We start from the raw sequence: 20084 nt of genomic DNA on the forward strand, positions 1-20084 counted from the left end.
TTTAACGGATCTTCAATGTGCTCAACGCCACCACGGCGCAGAGGATGCACAAAATGTAAAAGCGCGTGGTCACCTGCGATTCATACCAGCCCTTGCGCTCGAAGTGATGGTGGATCGGCGCCATCAGAAACACACGCCGTCCTTCACCAAAACGCTTCTTCGTATACTTGAACCAGCCGCGCTGGATCATCACCGAAGCCGCTTCCACCACGAACACACCGCCCGCGATCACCAGCACAAACGGCTGATGGATCAGCACCGCGATGATCCCCAGCGCACCACCCAGTGCGAGTGATCCCGTATCGCCCATGAACACCTGCGCCGGATGGCAGTTGAACCACAAAAAGCCCAAACCTGCGCCGAACATCGCCGCACAGAACACCGTCAATTCACCCGCGCCCGGCACATACGGCACTTGCAAGTAACCCGCGATCTTGATGTTACCTGCGATATACGTCAGCACCACGAACACCACGGAAACGATCGTCGTGCAACCGATGGCCAAACCATCCAGACCATCGGTGAGATTCACTGCATTGGAGCTGCCAACGATCGTCAGCACAATGAGCACAATACCCACCACCGCCGCCGTCACCGTGAATGGATTCATGATAGGATACTTGTAGAACGGCACCATGATCTCAGTGACCAGTCGTTTGGTATCCGGTAGCATGAACAGATACACTGCGATAAAAATGGCCAACCCGAATTGCACCACCAGCTTCACATGCTCCGCCGCACCCTTGCTATTTTGTTGGGCAATCTTTGCGTAATCGTCGTAAAACCCAAGCCCCGCCAGCACCACTACGGAGAGAAGCGTCAGCAGGATATGCTCATTCATCTGTGCCCAGAGCAGTGCGGAGATGTCTAGCGCCAGCACGATCATGAGGCCGCCCATCGTCGGCGTGCCCTTTTTGCTAAGACGCGATTTCAGGTCACCGCCTTCTTCCGCTTTGTCCAAGTAATCCTGACCAAACTTCAACTGCTTCAACCAGCGGATGACTTTCGGCCCCAGCCAAAGGCTGAGCAGCAAAGCCGTGATCGCCGCACCCGCGCTGCGAAATGTGATGTAACGAAAAACGTTCAGGAACGAAACGTATCCTTCCCAGGATGTTCCGGCGCTCGCTTTAAGAATTTCTTGTGTCAGGTAATACAGCATCCAAACCCTTTAACCCTTGCCCGTCATTTCCCGCGCCCGTCGCTCACCCAGCAGACGGATGGCGAAGCGTGGCAAACCCAACCGGGCCGCCAGGCGCGCCTGTCGCTCACTGCGCTCCGCAAGTCCTGCATCACGCCACTCCTCACCTTCAGGCGAAGTATGCACATGACTGGCCACGACTTTTGTTCTGCTCATAACGTATCTGTTTTAGATTTAACCCAGCGCTTCCAGCACCCGCTCCACGCGGCTGCTGCGCGAGGCTTTAACCAGCAACAGATCTCCCGGTTGCAACCACTGCTTGAGCTCCGCTGCTGCCACTTCTGTATCCGCACATTCTTTCACCAAGGGAATCCCGCCCACCTTGGCCGCACTGGCCGTCACCTGCCCCATTCGTCCCACGGTCAGCAATCCATCGATCTTCAAATCTGCCGCATGACGCCCCACCTCCGCGTGCGCTGCCGCAGCCGAGGAACCCAGTTCCGCCATGTCTCCGATCACCGCTACGCGACGTCCATGGCACGGCAAATCCACCAAGGTTTGCAGGGCTGCGAGCATGGAGTCCGCATTCGCGTTGTAACTATCATCCAGCACCGTCACGCCTTTGCGTTCGGATACTTGCAAGCGCATCTTCGGTGCGGGACATGCCGCCAGACCCAGTTTCAATTCCGCGCGACTCAAGCCCAGCTCCGCACCCACTGCCAAAGCCAAAAGCGCATTCGTGATCTGATGCCGTCCCAGCAACGGAATCCGGTAAACGCCACTGTACTCTTCCTTCGGCGCCGTGACTTCGATCTCTGAACCGTTCAAATCCGAACGCACGAGTTTGCCGTTCCAATCACCTTTTTCCCGTTGGCTCACCATCACCACAGGGCACGTAGCACGACGCAAGATGTGCTCCATCCACGGGCTGTCCACATTCACGAACAACCGTCCATCCGCTGGCAACAATTCCGCCAGTGAACCTTCTTCCTGCGCTACACCGACCAGATCACCAAAAAACTCCAGATGCTCACGACCGATGCTCGTGATGACGCCGAACTTCGGTTGAATCAGTTTCACCAGCGGTGCCAACTCACCCGGATGATTCGTGCCCACTTCCAGCACCGCCGCCTGATGCTTCACTGTCATCTTCAACATCGTGGCTGGCACTCCGATGTCATTATTGAAACTCGCCTCGCTCTTCAGCGTGGAAAACTTCTGCCCGAGCACCGAGGCGATCAGTTCCTTCGTCGTGGTTTTGCCATTCGAGCCCGCCACCGCCGTCACCGGAATGTTAAAGCTCTGACGATACGCCGCCGCGATTTGCCCGTAAGCAATGCGTGTATTCGACACGAGAATTAGCGGGCAACGATTCCACCCCGCTGCCACTTTCCCCTGCTCTGCCACGATGGCTGCAACACCTTTGCTCGCGACCTCATCCAGAAATTGATGCCCGTCAAACTTCTCACCCGCGATGGCTACAAAGACATCGCCCGCGCCCACCGTGCGCGAATCCGTACTGACGCCTTTGGCGATTCCCTCCGCGTTTCCTTGGATTTTCGCGCCACAGTTTTCAGCGATTTTAATCAGTTTTTCCATCGTCTCACTTAAGCGGCGGAATATCCCATCGCTTCCAATGTTTCCTGCGCATACACGCGGTCATCGAACGGCACCACCGTGTCCTCAAATTCCTGATACGTTTCGTGCCCCTTGCCCGCGATGAGCACCAGATCGCCCGGTTGTGCCATGCGAATAATCTCATCGATGGCCCGGCTGCGATCCAATTCCACCTGATATCCATCAGCACGTACAGAACGAAATCCTTCCTCCACCATCGCAGCGATGGCTTCAGGCTTCTCTTTGCGCGGGTTGTCCGTGGTGATGAACGTAAAATCCGCCAGTTCAGCGGCCACCTTGCCCATCTTTGCACGTTTGCCCGTATCGCGACTGCCACCGCATCCGAACGCCAAGAGCAAACGGCCCTTGGTCAACTCACGCATCGTCGAAAGCACATTGCGCAAGGCATCGTCGGTATGCGCATAATCCACGAACACACCGAAAGGCTGCCCCATGTTCACTGCTTCCAAGCGACCCGGCACCGGAGGGATCGAGGCCAGTGCGTGCTGGATATCTTTCACCTTCACTTCCAGCGCGAGCGCCGCACCGATCGCAGCGAGTGCGTTGTAAACATTGTGTCGACCGATCAACGGCAACTTGATGTCAAAAGTCTGCGTGTCCGTCAGAACGGTAAAGTTCGTCTCCGCTGCACCCAGCTTCACATTCACCGCACGGAGCTTCGCGTTCTCTTTCATGCCGTAGCTGAGATTTATCTCCAGCTCGGATTCACGACCGAGGCGTTCGCCAAAAGCGTCATCGATATTGATGACCGCCGTGCTCTTCTTGTCACCGGAGAACATGGGACTGAACAGCTTCTTCTTGGCCTGATAATAGGCCTCCATGTCCGTGTGATAATCGAGGTGATCCTGTGTCAGGTTCGTGAAGATGCAGACATCGAAATCAACGCCTTGCACGCGATTTTGATCCAGCGCATGCGAACTCACTTCCATCACACAAGCACTGCAACCGGAGCGCAGCATCTGCGAAAGCATCTGCTGTGTTTCCAGCGCCTCCGGCGTGGTGCGATGCGCCGGGATCATGCGATCACCCACCTCATAGCGCACCGTGCCGATGAGTCCCGTCATCTGTCCGGCCACTTCTAGAATCTTTTTGACGAGGAACGAAACCGTCGTCTTACCGTTCGTGCCCGTCACACCTACCATCTTCATCTTGCGGCTCGGGTGCTGGTAATAAGCCGCCGCCATGCGTGCGAGCGCTTCCCGCGTATCCGTCACCTTCACCTTCGCCGCCCGCAAAGAAGAAAATCCATTTTGTTCACAGACAATCGCTGCCGCACCACGATCAATCGCGCTGGCGATGTAATCATGCCCGTCCACGTTCTGCCCGCGCACAGCCACGAACACCATGCCCGGCGTCACGCGACGTGAATCATACGTGATGCCCAGCACTTCGCGTTGCAGGTTGCCCTCCACCCTCATGGGCTGAAGGTCGTTGATCAGTTCTTTGAGTTGCATGGCGGGTGCGTATTAGTGGCGACGCGCGGCAAGCAAGCCCGGCTTCGATTTCTGTTTGCTATCGGTAAATTGCTGATCCGGCACCGGCTTCTCCGGACGGAGATTCAGATAGCTGGCGCTACGCTCAGCGATGCCGTGGAAGAACGGCGCAGCCGTCGTTCCGCCGTAGTAACCGTTCTTCGGTTCATCCAGCACCACAGAGATGCACAGCTCCGGATTATCCGCCGGGAAGAACCCGATGAAGGAGGAGAAATACATACCCGGCGAGTAAGGCGGCTTCTGCGCCGTGCCCGTCTTACCGGCCACGGTGTAGTATTCCAAAATCGCTTTTGCTGCCGTGCCCTTTTCGGAGACTACGGTCTTCAAAGCAGTCACCATCTCACGTGCCGCCTCTTCACTTACCGCTTGGCGCACCATCTGCGGCTGATACTTCACCACCGCATGGCCTTGCGAATCTTCCAAGCGGTCAACCAGCATCGGACGCATCAGCTTACCTTTATTGGCGATCGCGGACATCGCCATCACCATCTGCAAAGGCGTGGAAGCAACTTCATGCCCCATCGGAATGCGCGAGATGGAAAGTTTGTTCCAATTCTTTACCGGATGCACGATGCCGCGGGCCTCACCCGTCAGCGGAATGCCTGTGCGCTCGCCAAAGCCAAAGCCTTTGACGTAATCATACAGCCCTTGCTCACCCATCTTGAAGGCGATCTTTGCGGAACCGATGTTTGAAGAGAATGTGATGATTTCCTCCACAGACAGCATGCCGTAACCGTGATGATCGCGGAGCAGCTTGCCGGCGTAATAGAAGCGGCCATTTTCACAATCGAACCGGTCATCCAAAGTCACCAGCCTTTCATTCAATGCTCCGCTCACCACCACAATCTTGAACGTGGAGCCAGGCTCGGACATGTCCGTGATGACTCGGTTACGACGATGCGCTTCTTGCGATGCACCCGGATCATTGGGATTGAACGTCGGCAACGTTGCCATCGCCAGAATCTCCCCCGTTCTCGGACGCACCACGATGGCAGATGCGCTGATCGGCGTGTGCTTTTTCATCGCTTCAGCCAATTCCGTTTCAACGATATGCTGGATGCCAGCATCGATTGTCAGCACAACGTTCAAACCATCCTTCGCTTGGATTTCCTGTTCACGGAAAGGAACCACTTCACGTCTGGCGCGATCCGTCTCCGTCATGCGCCAGCCACGCACACCGGCGAGCTTGGTATTCAGCACGCGCTCAATGCCCTCAATGCCGGTAGTCTCGATAACCTTATCGCCGTCCACTTCACGTTCACCCGTGCCGACGTAACCAAGGATATGTGATGCGAGAGTTTCATTAGGGTAGAAACGCAACTGATCATCCACCACATCCGGAAAAATCGCTTTGGAACGCAGGTTACGATAAAAACCCTTTTCCAACTTGGTGAGCGCCTTTTCGTCGATACCCGCAAACTTCATGTCCGCCATGGTGTCCACGATGGACTGCCAAGTCTCCACCTTCACCTTGCGCTTCAGAACGACGTAACGATTGGTCACCACGTTGCCTAGTTCGTTCGTGCGCAAGCGCGGTTGCAAACGTTGCAACAACTCAGACTCGTTTACCTCCAGCAAAGGAGCGATAGCGCGAGCGACTTCTGGGGCGTGTGTTCCGAGCAAGGTCGGATCGGCGCAGATGGTTTTGACGAAGACGCTACTGGCGAGAAGATTCCCCTTCACATCGCGGATCTCACCGCGACGGGGTTCAAGTAGGATACGGCGTTGCGTATTGTTCTTGGCCCAGTCACGCAGCTCATCGTGCCGCATGACCTGAAGGTCAACGAGGCGGTAACCCAGCGCGCAAAAGGCCGTCACCAGCAGGACTGCCAGTGTCAGCAAACGGCGATATGGTACCGAGTTGCGCATGATATGGGATACTAAATTGATTGCCGCCTGAAGCCCCCGGCCTTGCCGGACACTCGCAGACCACTGCGGCGAAAATGGATTTGAATGGCAGCACTATGGATTGATCGGCCCACCCTTGACCGTGGAAGCCACCGGACGCTCCATGGTCACCTGTCCCGTTTCATACGGCAGCTCCACCATCCGTACGACTTGCGCCGGCTGCACCGGCACCAGACCGAGCTGCAATTCCCGCACGCGGGCATCGATCACCTGCGGCGAGCGCATCCAGCGCAACTGGTCGTTGCGCAACTGATTCTGGCGCTTCAATTCTGCAAGTTTCGTCTCGCGCTCCTTCATCTCCTTGCCCAAGGCCCCGATCTGGCTCTGCTGCCAGACGAACCCGATCGCCGCTGCGGCGATGAACAGGCACAGCAGGACCGCTTTGATCGCTGGTCCAAACCGCACACCTGCCGCTTCATTTTTCCGATTCCGCGCCATCTTAAACCTCAAACTTTCTCCAGCACCCGCAGTTGCGCGCTTCGCGCCCTGGGGTTTTGGGCGAGCTCTTGCTCACCCGGTAAAATCGCCTTGCGGCTGACCCAACGCATCTTGGGCACACAATCCTGCCGCAGCTCGGGCACGTCTACATCCCCTGGAAACGTGTAATCCCGCGCCATTTCCCGGCCCCACAGTTTCACCGTCCGGTCTTCCAACGAGTGGAAAGTGATCACCGCCAGACGGCCACCCGGCTTCAACACTTCAAAGGCCGCCTGCAATCCCCGCTCCACGCAACCGATCTCGTCATTCACCGCTATCCGCAGGGCTTGAAAAATCTTTGTGGCTGGATGCGCCTTCCGCCCTGCCCGGGGCGACACACGCTCAATCAGATCCGCCAACTGCTTCGTCGTCGTGAACGGCCGGTCTTCCGTGATCACCCGCGCAAACCGTCTCGCCTGCGGCTCATCACCATATTCCCGAAAGATCCGCATCAACTCATCCGCCGACCATTCATTCACGATATTCGCAGCCGTCACCGGCTGCCGCGTATCCATCCGCATATCGAGCGGACCATCCGCCTGAAAACTGAACCCCCGCTCAGCCATATCCAACTGGGGCGAACTCACCCCCAAGTCAAAGAGCACACCATCACAACTACCCGGCGCCAACCACTTGCCCAACTGATCAAACGTCCCCCGCTGGATTTCCCAGCGCCCCGAAAATTCTGCCAATCTCGTCTTGGCCACCTCAACGGCGACGCCATCTCGATCGCAACCAAACAGCCATCCATTCGGGTTGCTGGCTCTCAATATGGCTGCTGCGTGTCCAGCCCCACCGAGCGTCCCGTCCACGTACCGGCCGTCCGTCCTGGGCTGGAGTGCCGATAGCACCTCCGCCAGCATCACCGGAATGTGGATGAAGTCGGTCACGTTGCATCGCCTTATTTCCACTTGCGACCCAAGCTAAACATTTTCGCAGTCAACCAGCTCCACGCGGCTGCACCCTTACCCTGCGGCTCCACCTTTGCCGCCGAGTTAAGAACCGTCGGAGCTTTTGGCGCCGCCAGTTCGAAATCCGTCTCGCTCAGGTCGTTCCGCATCACCTTCACCTGATCGAGTTTCAGTTCCCCCTGCTGCATGGCACCGCCGAACTGCGCCGCCGCCTTCTCAGCCCGCGCTTTCGTACGCTGACCAAACAACGTCTCACGCAACGTTCGTTGAGGCTGCGCAACAGAGGAGGCATGCGGCTCCAAGCCCGAAGACTCCGAAGCCGCACCGGTTCCTCCCCCGGGTGCATCCGGGAAAAGTGTTTTTTCTTCCGTCGCGCGGGACGGAGCGTCAAAGCGCGGCAAACGCTTCTTCTCATCCACCCGGAACGGACTGGGTTCATCGGATGCCCGCCGGACCGTCTTCGATGCAGCTAACAACGAACCTGTTTCCATAAGTTCAGTTCCTTTAGATAAGCTTGAACGCTTCCGACTGGAGCGCATCGTCCACCTTGGATGCCTGCTCCCAACGGTCCGGATTCCAGATCTCGAACCGGTCCACCAACCCGACAAAAATCGCTTCCTTCACAATCCCCGTCGCCTTCGCCATGTCTTCCGGCACACAGATACGACCGGACTTATCTAACGTAGCCGAGGCCGACTTTCGACCGAGCAACCGCCGCAACGACTCCGCTTTAGGATCCGCGAACGGCATAGCCTTCAACTTCACCACCAACTGCGCCATCTCTTCCGGGGGCAGGACCAACAAACACGCATCCGCCATCCCAGCACTGGGCCACAAGATCAAGGTCAACTCCACATCCGGCTGATGAGGACGCCACTTCGCCGGGACCTGAACGCGACGCTTTTCATCCACCCCATGACGAAAGGTCGAACTGTAATAGATCGGCGCTATGGTTTCGGTTGATGACATTGAACTAGAACACGAAGTCTGGGCCCATCATCCATCGCGTTCCCACTGCGCCCCACTATATCCCACTTTCCCCCACTTTAGTCAACTTTTAACTCACCCTAATTTTGCTCACCAGTTATTCACAATCAGCTTTATCGTGAGAGTAGGCCAAATAACTGCGCTTTCAGAAAGATACGGGGCTGAAAATTTTTAAAATTAAGTCACAGATAAAGAAGATTTAGCCCAAATTAGGATTCAAGTTACCGATAACGCAACAAATAGAGCCGTATTTTTTCGAAGTCGAAAACCCATCACTCACGCCCCACTGAAGTCCTAAATGTCGTTTTTAGGATACGTTTCGCCCCACTTTGCTCCCCAAAGATTCTCTTTTCCCCACCCCTATATTCCTGCTTCATTGCGCCGTGCCTGAGACAAATTTGCGCACTTTGGACTTTGATTACGAGTTGCCGCCGGAGCTGATTGCCCAACAACCAGCCCCGCAACGCGATCAATCGCGTTTGCTCGTTTTGGATCGCGCCACCGGTCAAAGAACCCATCGCCAGTTTCCCGATTTGCTCGAATACCTCCGTCCCGGCGATACCTTGGTGCTAAATAACTCACGCGTCATACCCGCCCGGTTGCGCGGAGTGAAACGCGGCAGCGGTGGACAAATCGAGATATTGCTGGTCGATGAGACAGCAATAAATGACTGGTGGGTGATGTTGCGTCCCGGCAAACGCGTGCGTCCTGGCACCCAGATTGATTTCACACAGCACGATGGTTCCCCTGCTCCACTGAGCGCCGAAGTGCTGGGAAAAAATGAAGAAGGCCACTGCCTCTTGCGTTTCACCTGTACTGGCAATGTCTTCGATGTGATCGATTCACTCGGGGAAATTCCGCTGCCGCCATATATCGCACGTGAAGCGGGTGCTTCGAGCGCAGCAGACCTTGAACGCTATCAAACCGTTTACGCACAAGCGCGCGGCTCTGTCGCAGCGCCGACAGCAGGGCTTCATTTCACACCTGAGCTTTTGGAAAAAATAAGATCGCTCGGAGTGAATGTTCATTACGTCACACTGCACGTTGGGCTCGGCACTTTCTCTCCGCTTAAAGTGGAAAAGATCGCCGAACACAACATGCACACAGAGCGTTTCGAGATCAGTGCCGAAACAGTAAGTGCGATCGAGAAAACAAAAGCGAATGGTGGACGTGTCGTAGCCATCGGCACAACTACTGTGCGTGTGCTGGAATCTGTCGCGGCACAAAATGGCGGCAAGCTCATTGCGATGTGCGGCACCACGCGCATCTTCATCTATCCGCCGTATTCATTCCGCGTGGTGGATGTGCTCGTCACCAATTTCCATCTGCCACAATCCACACTGCTCATGCTGGTGAGCGCCTTTGCAGCACCGAGAGAAATGCGCGGGCGCGATCTGATCTTGGAGACTTACAATGAAGCCGTGCGTGAAAAATACCGTTTCTTCAGCTATGGTGATGCGATGCTGATTGTTTGAAAGCAAGAAGACACGAATTGAAGAAAGACATACAAATGGCTGTTTTCAAATCTGTGTTTCTTCCGTGCAAATCTGTGGCTAAAATTTCCCCGTAACGATGCCCGCGAAATCAAAACGCCCGTTCGTGTATCTGAATCTCGCCATGACGGCGGATGGCAAGATCGCGACGGCGAACCGCGCCATTACCACGTTTGGCTCGGATAAAGATTCAGACCAGTTCTACAAACTGCGCTCCACTGCGGATGCCATCATGTCTGGCGCACGCACCGTGGATACCTTGCCTGTCACGCTCGGCAATGGTGGTGAAAAATATCGCAAGCAGCGCGTGAAGAACGGAATGGGCGATCATGCGCTCCGGGTCATCGTTAGTGGCTCAGCGAGTTTGAATCCTGACGCTGAAATTTTTAAACACCGCTTCTCCCCCATCATTTTACTAACCAGCAACAGTGCCCCGAAGAGCCGTCTCAAAAAACTTTTCCCCCTCGTGGATGACATCGGCCAATTCGGCGCGAATGAGCTCGATATCGTCGCGGCTCTGCAATGGCTGCACCAAAAATGGGAAGTGAACCGTTTCCTGTGCGAAGGCGGAGCTGATGTGAATGACCTGCTCTTCCGTGCGGATGTGGTGGATGAAATTAATCTCACTATTTGCCCCTTCGTCTTCGGTGGCCGCACAGCGCCTACATTGTCTGAAGGTATCGGCTTGCCCAAACTGGCAGAGGCGCGACAGTTCGAATTGAAGTCGATGAATCAAGCAGGCGACGAACTATTCGCCGTGTTTCGCCGGAAAAAATCCTCGTAATCAACTGGGCAGAAATCCAAGTTTCACTTCGATGCAGTCCGACGTACCGCCAGCCCAACCCACAGGGAACCAGCCAATACCGCTGGAGCCGGGACAGCTTGTGGGCCACGGTCGTTACAAGCTTATCAACATGCTGGCCAAAGGTGGCAGCAGCAAAGTGTGGCTGGCGGAAGATTCCCGACAAAGCGAAAAGGTCGCCCTGAAATTTCTTCCCGCTGAGCTGCTGAATGACGCAGCCACATTTCAGATGATGCAGCGGGAAACAGATAAGATCCGCAAATTCTCCCACCCAAATATCGTACGCATCTATGATCTGCATACGTCGCCCGTAGAACCCTCTTTCCTCGCGATGGAATTCATTGATGGCGACAATCTGCACAATCTGAGCGGGTACCAGCCTCATGGCATCTACACTTGGGAAGCTATCAAACACTGGGTGAAGCAATTGTGCAATGCGCTCACCTATGCGCATGAACAAGGCGTGATCCATCGAGATATCAAGCCGTCCAACCTCATGATCGATGCTCAAGGCCGGTTGAAACTGACTGACTTTGACATCTCAAAAACAGCAGGCGATCCCAAGCAGCACAATCACACGGGGCCGATCACCGGCACACCTGGTTACATGAGCCCACAACAACTGAGTGGCCATCCTCCGCATGTCACGGATGACATCCATGCATTGGGTGCCACGCTGTATGAACTACTAACCGGCCGCCGCCCCTTTCATTCCGGCGATATCCATGCGCAAGTGTTCAGCACCAAGCCAAAGCCATTGAACGAAACGCTGTGGGATCAGGGACTGACTAATAATATCCCATCAGACGTCAGCGCCTTGATCATGGCCTGTCTCGCGAAAGATCCCTCGATGAGACCAGCCAGCACCAAGCTCGTTGCTCAATGGCTTGATCTGGGCACGAGCAACTCTGCCAGCCTGGTTTCCGATGAACAATCACCCAGCACTACGTTTTTTACTATGGCGCGTACAGAAAAGATCATGTCTCACCTGATCACCGGTATCGCCGCCATAGCGGTTGCCTTGCTCGTGCTGGTGGTATGGTTGCTTGCACGCTGATTGAAATGAAATACTCGCACCCCATTTCAACCATGAAACGCTACGGGTTACTGTTCACGCTCCACTTCGTAATCCTGGCTCTGGCTCATCGCAGTCAAGCAGCCGATCTGCGCCTCGCCACCTACAATGTGGAAAATTACATCGACCATTCCACATCCGGTCGCGATGTGAAATCCGTCGAATCCAAAGCCAAGGTCCGTGAATCGATCAAAGCATTGAAGGCAGATGTCATCGCCGTGCAGGAGATCGGGCTTGAGTCGGCCTTGCTGGAACTCCGCTCGTCCCTGAAGGCTGATGGTGTAGACTATCCTTACTGGGAGCACGTGAAGGGTTTCGACACAAATATATTTGTGGCCGTGCTAAGCAAGTATCCCTTCACCGCCAAACGCCATCATACGAACGCAAATTACCTGCTGAACGGACGCCGCTTGCAGATGAGTCGTGGCATCGCGGAAGTGGATATCAAGGTGAACCACACCTACACATTCACCCTTCTCACCACGCATCTGAAAGCCAAACGCGCCGTTAGCGTGGCCGATGAATCTGACATGCGCGAAGAGGAAGCCAAACTATTGCGAGGTGTCATTGATGAACGGTTGAAGGCCAATCCCAATGCGAATCTGGTCATCATGGGAGACTTCAACGACACGAAGGATTCAAAGCCCATCAAGAACCTCATGGGACGAGGCAGAGTCAAACTCACTGATACACGCCCCGCAGAACGCAATGGAGACACTCTCCCACCAGAGAAACCTAGCTACGACCCGCGCAATGTCGCGTGGACACATTTTTACGGCGCTGAGGACAGCTATAGCCGTATCGACTACATCCTCCTCAGCCCCGGCATGGCGCGTGAATGGAATGCGAAAGAAAGTTACGTCCTCGCTTCGCCCAATTGGGGACTCGCCTCCGACCATCGACCTTTGGTCATCACCGTCACAGATGAAGACCGTTAGCCGTGTTCAATCGATCTGCTTGAGCAACTCCAAGGCTTTTGATTCAAACACCGCCTGCCATTCGGGTGCCACGATACAATCGCAATCTTCCTGTGCGTAACCACGATTGCTGCGTTGCTCCACGGTAGGCAGATAGTAGATATAGCCATTGGAATAGCCCGCCACAAAAGTGAACGGCGATGACGCCTTTTGCTTGATGCCAAGCCCCACTTCAACCGTCAGTTCCCCAGGAAATGTCACCAGTCGAAAATCACCGATCCGCAGCGCTGACATCTCTACTTCGACCGTCTTCGAGCCCACCGCCAGATTCTCTGCATGATGCTTCCTAAGCAGTGCCAGATTCACATTCAACCGCGTCAGGCGTTCCATCACCCGGATATTATCTTCATACGCTGCGAGCTGTTTGCGATTGCTCTCATCCAATTTCAGCAAATCATCACGACCGAGGGCTTTTTCATGCAGATAGCCTTGAGAATAATATGAAGGATATTCCGGCGACACCTTGTGCTGGATGTAAAGCGGCAGAAAAGTTTTGAAATTGATGTCCGTCGGTTTCAAGCCCTGCAGCAATTTCGTTTGTTCAGCCTGAATCAACCCCATCCGCCGCTCCAAATCCGCCCCACGAGGCAACTGCACTTTGATATTCACTGTTTTGAGCGCCCCATCACGCTTCGTTTCAATTTTCCTGACACCATCGAGCACGCTCAATCCAAGCATATTGCCTAAAGATTCCGCATTGGGCTGGCGTTGGATATCTTTGTAACGCACGGGATTGATATCCCCTCCGCAACCCTGCACGAAGAACGCCACCGCACCTCCACCTAATTGTTCCTCAATCAGTTTCGATGCAAAACCTGGATAGTCCGCCGTATTCCCCACATTCGGCGGATGCATGATCGGATGACATGCGAAATTGTATAATACCGCCAATGGATGCCCATCTTCTCGATCCACTCGCAAAAGACCGATCTGCGGATCAATCGGCCCCACACTGGCCACCTCTTCATCTCGCGGCATGGAATACGCGCGACGCATATCCACCACGCTGCCATCCTTCAGCTTCAACCGCCGGTTCTCGCTGATGCGCTTTTCCTCTCCCACTCCGGCACCGATCTTTACCGGCACCAAGTTCTTCATCGCTGTCATCACCGCTTCCACCGTCAATTGTTCGATGTCCGTGCGCACCACTCCATGACAATGGCTCGCATTGATCACCACACTGGCGGGCGGAATACCTAATTCTTGCTGCAGACGGGCACGAACCTTCGGCAGGAAATCATTTTTTATACGCCCGATTTCACCGATGGCAACCGCATCAATCGTGATGAGCACGACAGTCGTGCTCTCGCTCTTTACCACCAAAGCCTTCGAATAGAGCGGGTCATTGACTGGACCAGCAGCACGATCCGTGATGTCGACCTTGGCGACCCCAGCCCGAATTTCAGCTGCATGACTATGTAGCGCACAGAAGAAACAGAGAATGATTCCTGCAATGAAACGCCTCATGCCAGCAACTCCTTCACCACATGCCCATGCACATCCGTCAAACGGAAGTCGCGTCCCGAATGTCGGTACACCAGTTTTTCATGATCCATCCCCAGCAGATGCAACACCGTCGCCTGCAGGTCATGCACATGCACCTTGTCTTTCACCGCACCAAATCCGAAATCATCCGTGGCACCATGGATCACTCCACCCTTCGCACCACCACCCGCCATCCACATCGTGAATCCATGATTATTATGATCGCGACCAGCGGTCGGCTTTAACGCCGCATCCTGCGTCAGCTCCACAGTCGGTGTGCGACCAAACTCTCCGCCCCAGATCACCAGCGTCTCATCCAGTAACCCGCGCGCCTCCAAATCCGTCAGCAACGCCGTGATGCCTTGGCAACAATCATTCGCCAGCTTCCGGTGATCCCCCTCGATATTGTTATGGCTGTCCCACGGCTGCAACGTGCCATGCCACACTTGCACGAAACGCACGCCACGCTCCACCAATCGCCGCGCCACCAGCATCTGCTTCGCCTGCGGCGTCTCGCCATACATCGTGCGGATGTGCTGCGGCTCACGCCCGATATCGAACGCATCCGTCGCCGCATTCTGCATGCGGAACGCCATCTCAAACGAATGGATGCGCGCTTCCAGCGCCGCCTCATTCCGCACACTCTGATGCTTGCGATTCAACTGCTCCACGAACGACAACTGCGCCCTTTGCTCGTCTGCCGAAAGAAACGGATTCTTGAGATTCTCGATGAGATCCTGCGGTGCCTTGTCCTGCGTCTCGATGTAAGTCCCTTGATACGTTCCCGGCAAAAACGATGACTGCCAGTTATCTGCGCCCGCAACTGGCATCCCCTTCGGCACTAGCACCACGAAGCCCGGCAGATTCTGATTCTCCGTGCCCAATCCATACGTCACCCATGCGCCGATACTTGGCCGCGCCATGATGCTCGCGCCGCAATTCATCAACCGCAATGAACTCTCATGGATCGGCACATCCGTGTGCATCGAGCGGATTACGCACAACTTGTCCGCATGTTGCTCTGCTAGCGGTGAAAAGATCTCGCTCACCTCCAAACCGCTCTGCCCATACTGCTTGAACTTGAACGGCGAACCCAAAGCCGCACCCGTCGGTCGTTCCGTGGCAAAGTGCAGCGGTAGCCGTTGCCCGTGATACTTGTTCAGCATCGGCTTCGGATCGAACGTGTCCATCTGCGAAGGCCCGCCATTCGCTAAGATCTGGATCACATACTTCGCCTTCGCCGGAAAATGCGAGGGCTTCACCGCCAGCGGATGCGCCGTAGTCGCCACTTCACCCGCCAGCAAATCCCTCCCCCACATCGCCGCCAACCCCACCAAGCCAAAACCCGCACCGCACCGGCGCAACATCTCGCGCCGCGTCATGAACGCCTCCGGTTTCAATAATGGGTTCGGCTTCATATCAATCCACAAAAACAAATTCGTTCGCGATCAACAGGCCCTGCACCAGATTAACCCAGCGCTTGTTGCCCGCCTCATCCGTCGCGATCGGCCCCGCATACTCTTGTGCCAGTTTCAGTTCCTCGCGAGTCGGCTGACGTGAATACACCAGACGAAATGCCGTCTTCACTTTCTCCTCCGCACTGGCAGCTTTCACCATCTCCGGTCGTTTCAACACCGCTTCCGCCTGTTGCCTCGCAAACCCGCTATTCATCAGGTAGAGCGCCTGCAACGGCACCGTCGTCTCACTCCGCCGTGCGATGGATGTATCCGGATTCGCCACATCGAAATTACGCAACAATGCCGGAATGCGGAATCGGTCCGTGTGTCCATAGACTGCACGCCGCACATTCTTTTCATCCAATGCCGCACCACGTCCACCTATGCTCGTGTCCAGCTTGCCCGCCACTTGCAGGAGCGAATCCCGCAACGGCTCGAACTCCAATCGTCTCGGTGACATGCGCCAGAGCAATTTGTTACCTGGATCTTTCAGTAACGCCCGCTCATTGCCGGCGCTGCTCTGCTGCCACGTCGCCGAACTCAGGATGTAGCGATGCAACGCCTTCACCGACCACCCATGCTCCATGAACCACGACGCCAGGTGATCCAGCAACTGCGGATGCGATGGCTCCTGTCCCATCACGCCAAAGTCATCCGTCGTCGGCACCAACCCCTGCCCGAAGTGCTGTTGCCACACGCGATTCACGATCACCCGTGCTACCAGCGGATTCTCTTTGCTCGCGATCGCTTCCGCTAGTTGCAGCCGCCCGTCATCCGCATATGTGCGCCCATCCACCTTCGCCAGCACTTGGAGGAAACGCCGCGGCACCTGCGTGCCTACATTCTTCATCTCACCCCGTATGAGGATGTGCGGATCCAACGGCTGCATCGTCGCCTTCACCGCCATGGGGCGTTCGACAGGCGCCGTCGCTTCCAGCACCGCTAATTGCGTGCGCAAGCCATCGCCGCGCTCGCCATCGCCCCGGTTCACCAGTTCTTTCTCCGTAAGAAACCGGTGGATATCCTTGATCATCTCCTGTCGGTCACGGGGAGGCACTGGTGATTGCGCTCCAAAGATGATATTCGTGACATAACGCGCCTCCGGTGTATCCGCTTTAACCGCTGCTTGAACGATGCCTCCATACATCTCAGCCACCTGCAGCATCGTTTGCGGCTTGCGACCTTGGAAAGCAGCCACCACCGAAACGTGATAATCCCGCGGATGCCTCCCCATTTCCGACAAGACTTCCTGTGCTTTCTCAGCAAAACCTTCTCGCGGCAATATCATCAACTGATGCCATAACTTGAAGAACGGCTCTTTATTCTCTGCAGTTTGTCTTAACAAAGCCTGCCACCGCGTCCACGCCTGGTAATGCATCAATCCCTTGGGCGTATCCATCGGTACATAGCCTTCAGTAGTCCGATGATTGGGAGAAATGCGCACCTGATACTGCAAATATTCTGAGGCCAAATCGCGGAAATGCTGATTAGCTCGAGCCATGCATGTATCTACATGCGCATCGTATTCTTTCAGAATACGCGTCCGTTCTTTCTCGTATTTCTCCAGTGCCGCCGCATCCCCCGTGCGCTTCAGCTCCGGCAGATCCATCGGTTCCTGCACACTGCCGAGAATACCGTAGAGCGAGTAATAATCCGCCGTCGGCACGGGATCGAACTTGTGATCGTGACACCGCGCACACGAAACCGTCAGCCCCAGAAATCCGCGCGTGATCGTATCAATGCGATCATCAATCACCAGATTCGGCCCATCCTCATTGGAGCGAAATTGCCGGCCCACCGTCAAAAAACCCAACGCGCGCAAGTCCGCCTTGTTCTTTTCCGGCAACCGATCCGCCGCGATCTGTTCGCGGATGAATTGATCGAACGGCTTGTCCGCATTGAACGCATCGATGACATAATCCCGATACGTATGCGCAAAGGGAATGCGCCGCTCACCATCCACCGATTGCTCGATCGTGTCCGCATATCGCGCCACATCCAGCCAATGCCGCCCCCAGCGCTGTCCATACTCCGGCCGCGACAGCAACTTATCCACCAACTGCTCAAATGCCTTCGGTGACTTATCCGCCACGAACGCTTCCACTTCCTCATACGTCGGCGGCAATCCGACGAGATCAAAATATGCCCGCCGAATCAGCACCCGCTTCTCCGCTGGCAGACTTGGCTTCAACCCTTCCTTTTCCAACTTCGCCAAAATGAAACTGTCCAACTCCGTCTGCAACCACCGCTTGTTCTTTACCGAAGCGGGTGCCGGATTCTGCACTGGCTGATACGACCAATGCTTCCGCCCCTGCTCCATATCAATGGACTTCCCCTTGCCCAGCGGCTTGATCTCGGCAGCGAAAAGCCCGCCCATCGCGAGCATACTCCCCGCGACCAGACCGGCTATGATGCGCTTTCTCTCCATGCGAATTACTTAGACTTCAAACTGCATCGAAAAATTCATTCACAACACCGAATAACCATCAGCTATAAACAACACTTACGGCTCCATCACCCTCGCCCCTAGGAGGGGAGAGGGCCGGGGTGAGGGGCACCCGATTTAACCACAATCAGTTCATACCTTCTTAAATTTCACAATCCTCACTTCCCCCTCAAACTCACACATACTCAAACTCTCCTGCATGATCCGCAACGCCGCCTCTTGATCAAACCCACCCGTCCCTGCGCCAATCAATGGAAACGCCACCGATTTGTATCCCTTCTCCTTCGCGATCTTCATCGCATTCACCACGCAGTCCCGGATGATCTGATCCGAGGACCGCCACAGCATATTGATCCCCGCCACATGGATGATCGCCTTGAACGGCAACCGCCCCGGCCCCGTCACCACCGCTCCACCCGCCGGTATCGCCCCCATCTTCCCCAACTCTTTGAACGGCGCATAACCGCCCCGCTTCTTGATCGCCCCCGAAACACCCTGCGGCAGGAGCAACCACCACGGGATGATATTCCGATTCCACGCATTGACGATTACCTCGACTGACTGGTCGAGCAAATCGCCATCTATGACCTGCACTTTCATAACTTCTTGGTCAGGTCAGCAGCTAATGCCTTACATCCCCGTCTTCTTCTTCAGATCCGCCCAAAACTCATCCACGTTATCCTTCCGGATCTGCCGCGCCGGAATGTCGATGAACTTGTTCGCCGGAATCACCTCAGTCTTGCCGTTCAGGATATCCTTCAACACCTCCACCGATTTGTAGCCATACATATACGGATTCTGCACCACCGTCCCGTGCACGTAACCCTTCTGGATACCCGCCAGCGTTTCATCCGCTTCATCAAACGCGATCACCTTCACCTTGCCCAATTTACCCGCACGATCCAACGCCTCCAGCATCAGAGGCGGATTGTATGCGAACAGTCCCACCATACCGTCGATCTCAGGATAACGCGCCAACGTATCCTCCACATTCGCCTTCCCCTTCGCGCGATCAAACTGGTCCGTCAACGTGCCGAGAATCGTGAAACCATTTCCCGTCAGCACCTTGTCCGGCGCATCGAAATTGTTCGGATTCTCTGGGCGCCCCAGCACCTCATCGATCATCCCTTGCCGACGACGCTTCGCGTTGTCCTGCTCCATGCGCCCGATGTAGATCATGATCTTGCCACCCTTCGGCAACGCCTCTTTCACCAGCGCACCGCACAAGCGACCCGCCTTGTAATTATCCATGCCCAGATACAGCAGACGATTCGCCTTCGGCGCATCCGAGTCCGCCGTGATGACCTTCGTATGCTCCGCCGCCTTGCTGATCATCTCCGTCTGGTTATCCGCATCGATCGGGCTGATCGAAATGCCATCAATGCCTCGCGTCAGCAAATCTTCAATGATCCGTTTCTGATCCCCGATGCCCTCCGCCGGCATATACATGGAACTGTCCACGCCCAAGTCTTTCCCCGCCGCCTTCACCCCCGCCTCGCAAATCGTCCAGAACGACGCCACCCCATTGCTCACAAACGCGATCTTATGCTTCTTTCCCGCAGCCGCCGGAGCCGCTGAACCACCACTCGCACTTGGAGAAGCGCCCTGCTGCGGTGCCGGTTGACTCGGCTTGCAAGCGCTCAAGACCAATACACAAGCCAACGCCAAAGCGTTCGCGAAAAACTTCGGTGAATTCATACGCAACTCCATAATCATTTCATCTCCATTTGGCGACTAAGAAACTCTTCAGATCTTCAATTTTGCAAGCAAGGTCCACAATTTCTCTTTTCCTTTATA

18 protein-coding genes are annotated in these 20084 nt (G+C 55.4%); 4 read left to right on the forward strand and 14 right to left on the reverse strand.

The window, feature by feature from the left end; all coding sequences use genetic code 11:
• Position 1: 1 nt before the first annotated feature.
• From mraY to VGH19_17700, 9 genes are all read right to left on the reverse strand, one after another.
• Positions 2 to 1159: a phospho-N-acetylmuramoyl-pentapeptide-transferase gene (gene mraY / locus VGH19_17660; protein ID HEY1173200.1), complete on the reverse strand. Its 1158-nt coding sequence runs from the start codon at positions 1157 to 1159 to the stop codon at positions 2 to 4.
• 9 nt (positions 1160 to 1168) lie between these two features.
• Positions 1169 to 1354: a hypothetical protein gene (locus tag VGH19_17665; GenBank protein ID HEY1173201.1), complete on the reverse strand. Its 186-nt coding sequence runs from the start codon at positions 1352 to 1354 to the stop codon at positions 1169 to 1171.
• A gap of 18 nt (positions 1355 to 1372) precedes the next feature.
• On the reverse strand, positions 1373 to 2737 hold the full coding sequence (gene murF / locus VGH19_17670; GenBank protein ID HEY1173202.1) for a UDP-N-acetylmuramoyl-tripeptide--D-alanyl-D-alanine ligase: 1365 nt from the start codon (positions 2735 to 2737) through the stop codon (positions 1373 to 1375).
• A gap of 8 nt (positions 2738 to 2745) precedes the next feature.
• Positions 2746 to 4230 (reverse strand): UDP-N-acetylmuramoyl-L-alanyl-D-glutamate--2,6-diaminopimelate ligase, encoded by a 1485-nt coding sequence (locus VGH19_17675; protein HEY1173203.1) that lies wholly within the window; start codon positions 4228 to 4230, stop codon positions 2746 to 2748.
• Between the two features lie 12 nt (positions 4231 to 4242).
• On the reverse strand, positions 4243 to 6138 hold the full coding sequence (locus VGH19_17680; GenBank protein ID HEY1173204.1) for a penicillin-binding protein 2: 1896 nt from the start codon (positions 6136 to 6138) through the stop codon (positions 4243 to 4245).
• A 93-nt stretch (positions 6139 to 6231) separates the two neighbouring features.
• Positions 6232 to 6615 (reverse strand): hypothetical protein, encoded by a 384-nt coding sequence (locus VGH19_17685; protein HEY1173205.1) that lies wholly within the window; start codon positions 6613 to 6615, stop codon positions 6232 to 6234.
• A gap of 8 nt (positions 6616 to 6623) precedes the next feature.
• Complete coding sequence (gene rsmH, locus VGH19_17690) at positions 6624 to 7544, reverse strand: 16S rRNA (cytosine(1402)-N(4))-methyltransferase RsmH (protein HEY1173206.1); 921 nt, start codon at positions 7542 to 7544, stop codon at positions 6624 to 6626.
• An 11-nt stretch (positions 7545 to 7555) separates the two neighbouring features.
• The gene (locus VGH19_17695) at positions 7556 to 8056 is read right to left on the reverse strand and encodes a hypothetical protein (GenBank protein HEY1173207.1); all 501 of its coding nucleotides are present in this window, start codon (positions 8054 to 8056) and stop codon (positions 7556 to 7558) included.
• Between the two features lie 13 nt (positions 8057 to 8069).
• Positions 8070 to 8534: a hypothetical protein gene (locus VGH19_17700; GenBank protein ID HEY1173208.1), complete on the reverse strand. Its 465-nt coding sequence runs from the start codon at positions 8532 to 8534 to the stop codon at positions 8070 to 8072.
• Between the two features lie 416 nt (positions 8535 to 8950).
• Here VGH19_17700 and queA point away from each other — a divergent pair, with 416 nt between their 5' ends.
• From queA to VGH19_17720, 4 genes are all read left to right on the forward strand, one after another.
• Positions 8951 to 10027 (forward strand): tRNA preQ1(34) S-adenosylmethionine ribosyltransferase-isomerase QueA, encoded by a 1077-nt coding sequence (queA, locus tag VGH19_17705; protein ID HEY1173209.1) that lies wholly within the window; start codon positions 8951 to 8953, stop codon positions 10025 to 10027.
• 97 nt (positions 10028 to 10124) lie between these two features.
• Positions 10125 to 10829, forward strand: coding sequence for a dihydrofolate reductase family protein (locus VGH19_17710; GenBank protein HEY1173210.1), 705 nt, complete (start codon positions 10125 to 10127; stop codon positions 10827 to 10829).
• Positions 10830 to 10860: 31 nt separating this feature from the next.
• Entirely contained in the window at positions 10861 to 11904 is a 1044-nt protein-coding gene (locus VGH19_17715; GenBank protein ID HEY1173211.1) for a serine/threonine-protein kinase, read from the forward strand.
• 32 nt (positions 11905 to 11936) lie between these two features.
• A complete protein-coding gene (locus tag VGH19_17720; GenBank protein HEY1173212.1) occupies positions 11937 to 12860 on the forward strand; it encodes an endonuclease/exonuclease/phosphatase family protein in 924 nt (307 codons plus the stop codon).
• Between the two features lie 6 nt (positions 12861 to 12866).
• Here the strand turns inward: VGH19_17720 and VGH19_17725 are convergent, their stop codons facing one another.
• From VGH19_17725 to VGH19_17745, 5 genes are all read right to left on the reverse strand, one after another.
• Positions 12867 to 14366 (reverse strand): hypothetical protein, encoded by a 1500-nt coding sequence (locus VGH19_17725; GenBank protein HEY1173213.1) that lies wholly within the window; start codon positions 14364 to 14366, stop codon positions 12867 to 12869.
• A complete protein-coding gene (locus tag VGH19_17730; GenBank protein ID HEY1173214.1) occupies positions 14363 to 15802 on the reverse strand; it encodes a DUF1501 domain-containing protein in 1440 nt (479 codons plus the stop codon). The genes VGH19_17725 and VGH19_17730 overlap by 4 nt, the downstream gene beginning before the upstream one ends.
• Before the next feature lies 1 nt (position 15803).
• The gene (locus VGH19_17735) at positions 15804 to 18269 is read right to left on the reverse strand and encodes a DUF1549 and DUF1553 domain-containing protein (GenBank protein HEY1173215.1); all 2466 of its coding nucleotides are present in this window, start codon (positions 18267 to 18269) and stop codon (positions 15804 to 15806) included.
• Between the two features lie 150 nt (positions 18270 to 18419).
• Positions 18420 to 18887 carry a macro domain-containing protein gene (locus tag VGH19_17740; GenBank protein ID HEY1173216.1) on the reverse strand — a complete coding sequence of 156 codons (468 nt, stop codon included), beginning with the start codon at positions 18885 to 18887 and terminating at the stop codon, positions 18420 to 18422.
• A gap of 30 nt (positions 18888 to 18917) precedes the next feature.
• A complete protein-coding gene (locus VGH19_17745) occupies positions 18918 to 19985 on the reverse strand; it encodes a sugar-binding protein (protein HEY1173217.1) in 1068 nt (355 codons plus the stop codon).
• Positions 19986 to 20084: the final 99 nt, after the last annotated feature.

The sequence above is a fragment of the Verrucomicrobiia bacterium genome (genome assembly GCA_036405135.1).
GTDB lineage: Bacteria > Verrucomicrobiota > Verrucomicrobiia > Limisphaerales > JAEYXS01 > JAEYXS01.

What these genes read in the sequence shown, in the direction of transcription:
- VGH19_17710 (HEY1173210.1), top strand. Translation starts at nt 10,125, where the DNA reads ATGCCCGCGAAATCAAAACGCCCGTTCGTGTATCTGAATCTCGCCATG.
- VGH19_17715 (HEY1173211.1), top strand. Translation starts at nt 10,861, where the DNA reads ATGCAGTCCGACGTACCGCCAGCCCAACCCACAGGGAACCAGCCAATA.
- VGH19_17730 (HEY1173214.1), bottom strand. Translation starts at nt 15,802, where the DNA reads ATGAAGCCGAACCCATTATTGAAACCGGAGGCGTTCATGACGCGGCGC.
- VGH19_17685 (HEY1173205.1), bottom strand. Translation starts at nt 6,615, where the DNA reads ATGGCGCGGAATCGGAAAAATGAAGCGGCAGGTGTGCGGTTTGGACCA.
- murF (HEY1173202.1), bottom strand. Translation starts at nt 2,737, where the DNA reads ATGGAAAAACTGATTAAAATCGCTGAAAACTGTGGCGCGAAAATCCAA.
- mraY (HEY1173200.1), bottom strand. Translation starts at nt 1,159, where the DNA reads ATGCTGTATTACCTGACACAAGAAATTCTTAAAGCGAGCGCCGGAACA.
- VGH19_17725 (HEY1173213.1), bottom strand. Translation starts at nt 14,366, where the DNA reads ATGAGGCGTTTCATTGCAGGAATCATTCTCTGTTTCTTCTGTGCGCTA.
- VGH19_17665 (HEY1173201.1), bottom strand. Translation starts at nt 1,354, where the DNA reads ATGAGCAGAACAAAAGTCGTGGCCAGTCATGTGCATACTTCGCCTGAA.
- VGH19_17695 (HEY1173207.1), bottom strand. Translation starts at nt 8,056, where the DNA reads ATGGAAACAGGTTCGTTGTTAGCTGCATCGAAGACGGTCCGGCGGGCA.
- VGH19_17740 (HEY1173216.1), bottom strand. Translation starts at nt 18,887, where the DNA reads ATGAAAGTGCAGGTCATAGATGGCGATTTGCTCGACCAGTCAGTCGAG.
- VGH19_17680 (HEY1173204.1), bottom strand. Translation starts at nt 6,138, where the DNA reads ATGCGCAACTCGGTACCATATCGCCGTTTGCTGACACTGGCAGTCCTG.
- VGH19_17675 (HEY1173203.1), bottom strand. Translation starts at nt 4,230, where the DNA reads ATGCAACTCAAAGAACTGATCAACGACCTTCAGCCCATGAGGGTGGAG.
- VGH19_17720 (HEY1173212.1), top strand. Translation starts at nt 11,937, where the DNA reads ATGAAACGCTACGGGTTACTGTTCACGCTCCACTTCGTAATCCTGGCT.
- VGH19_17745 (HEY1173217.1), bottom strand. Translation starts at nt 19,985, where the DNA reads ATGAATTCACCGAAGTTTTTCGCGAACGCTTTGGCGTTGGCTTGTGTA.
- VGH19_17700 (HEY1173208.1), bottom strand. Translation starts at nt 8,534, where the DNA reads ATGTCATCAACCGAAACCATAGCGCCGATCTATTACAGTTCGACCTTT.
- VGH19_17735 (HEY1173215.1), bottom strand. Translation starts at nt 18,269, where the DNA reads ATGGAGAGAAAGCGCATCATAGCCGGTCTGGTCGCGGGGAGTATGCTC.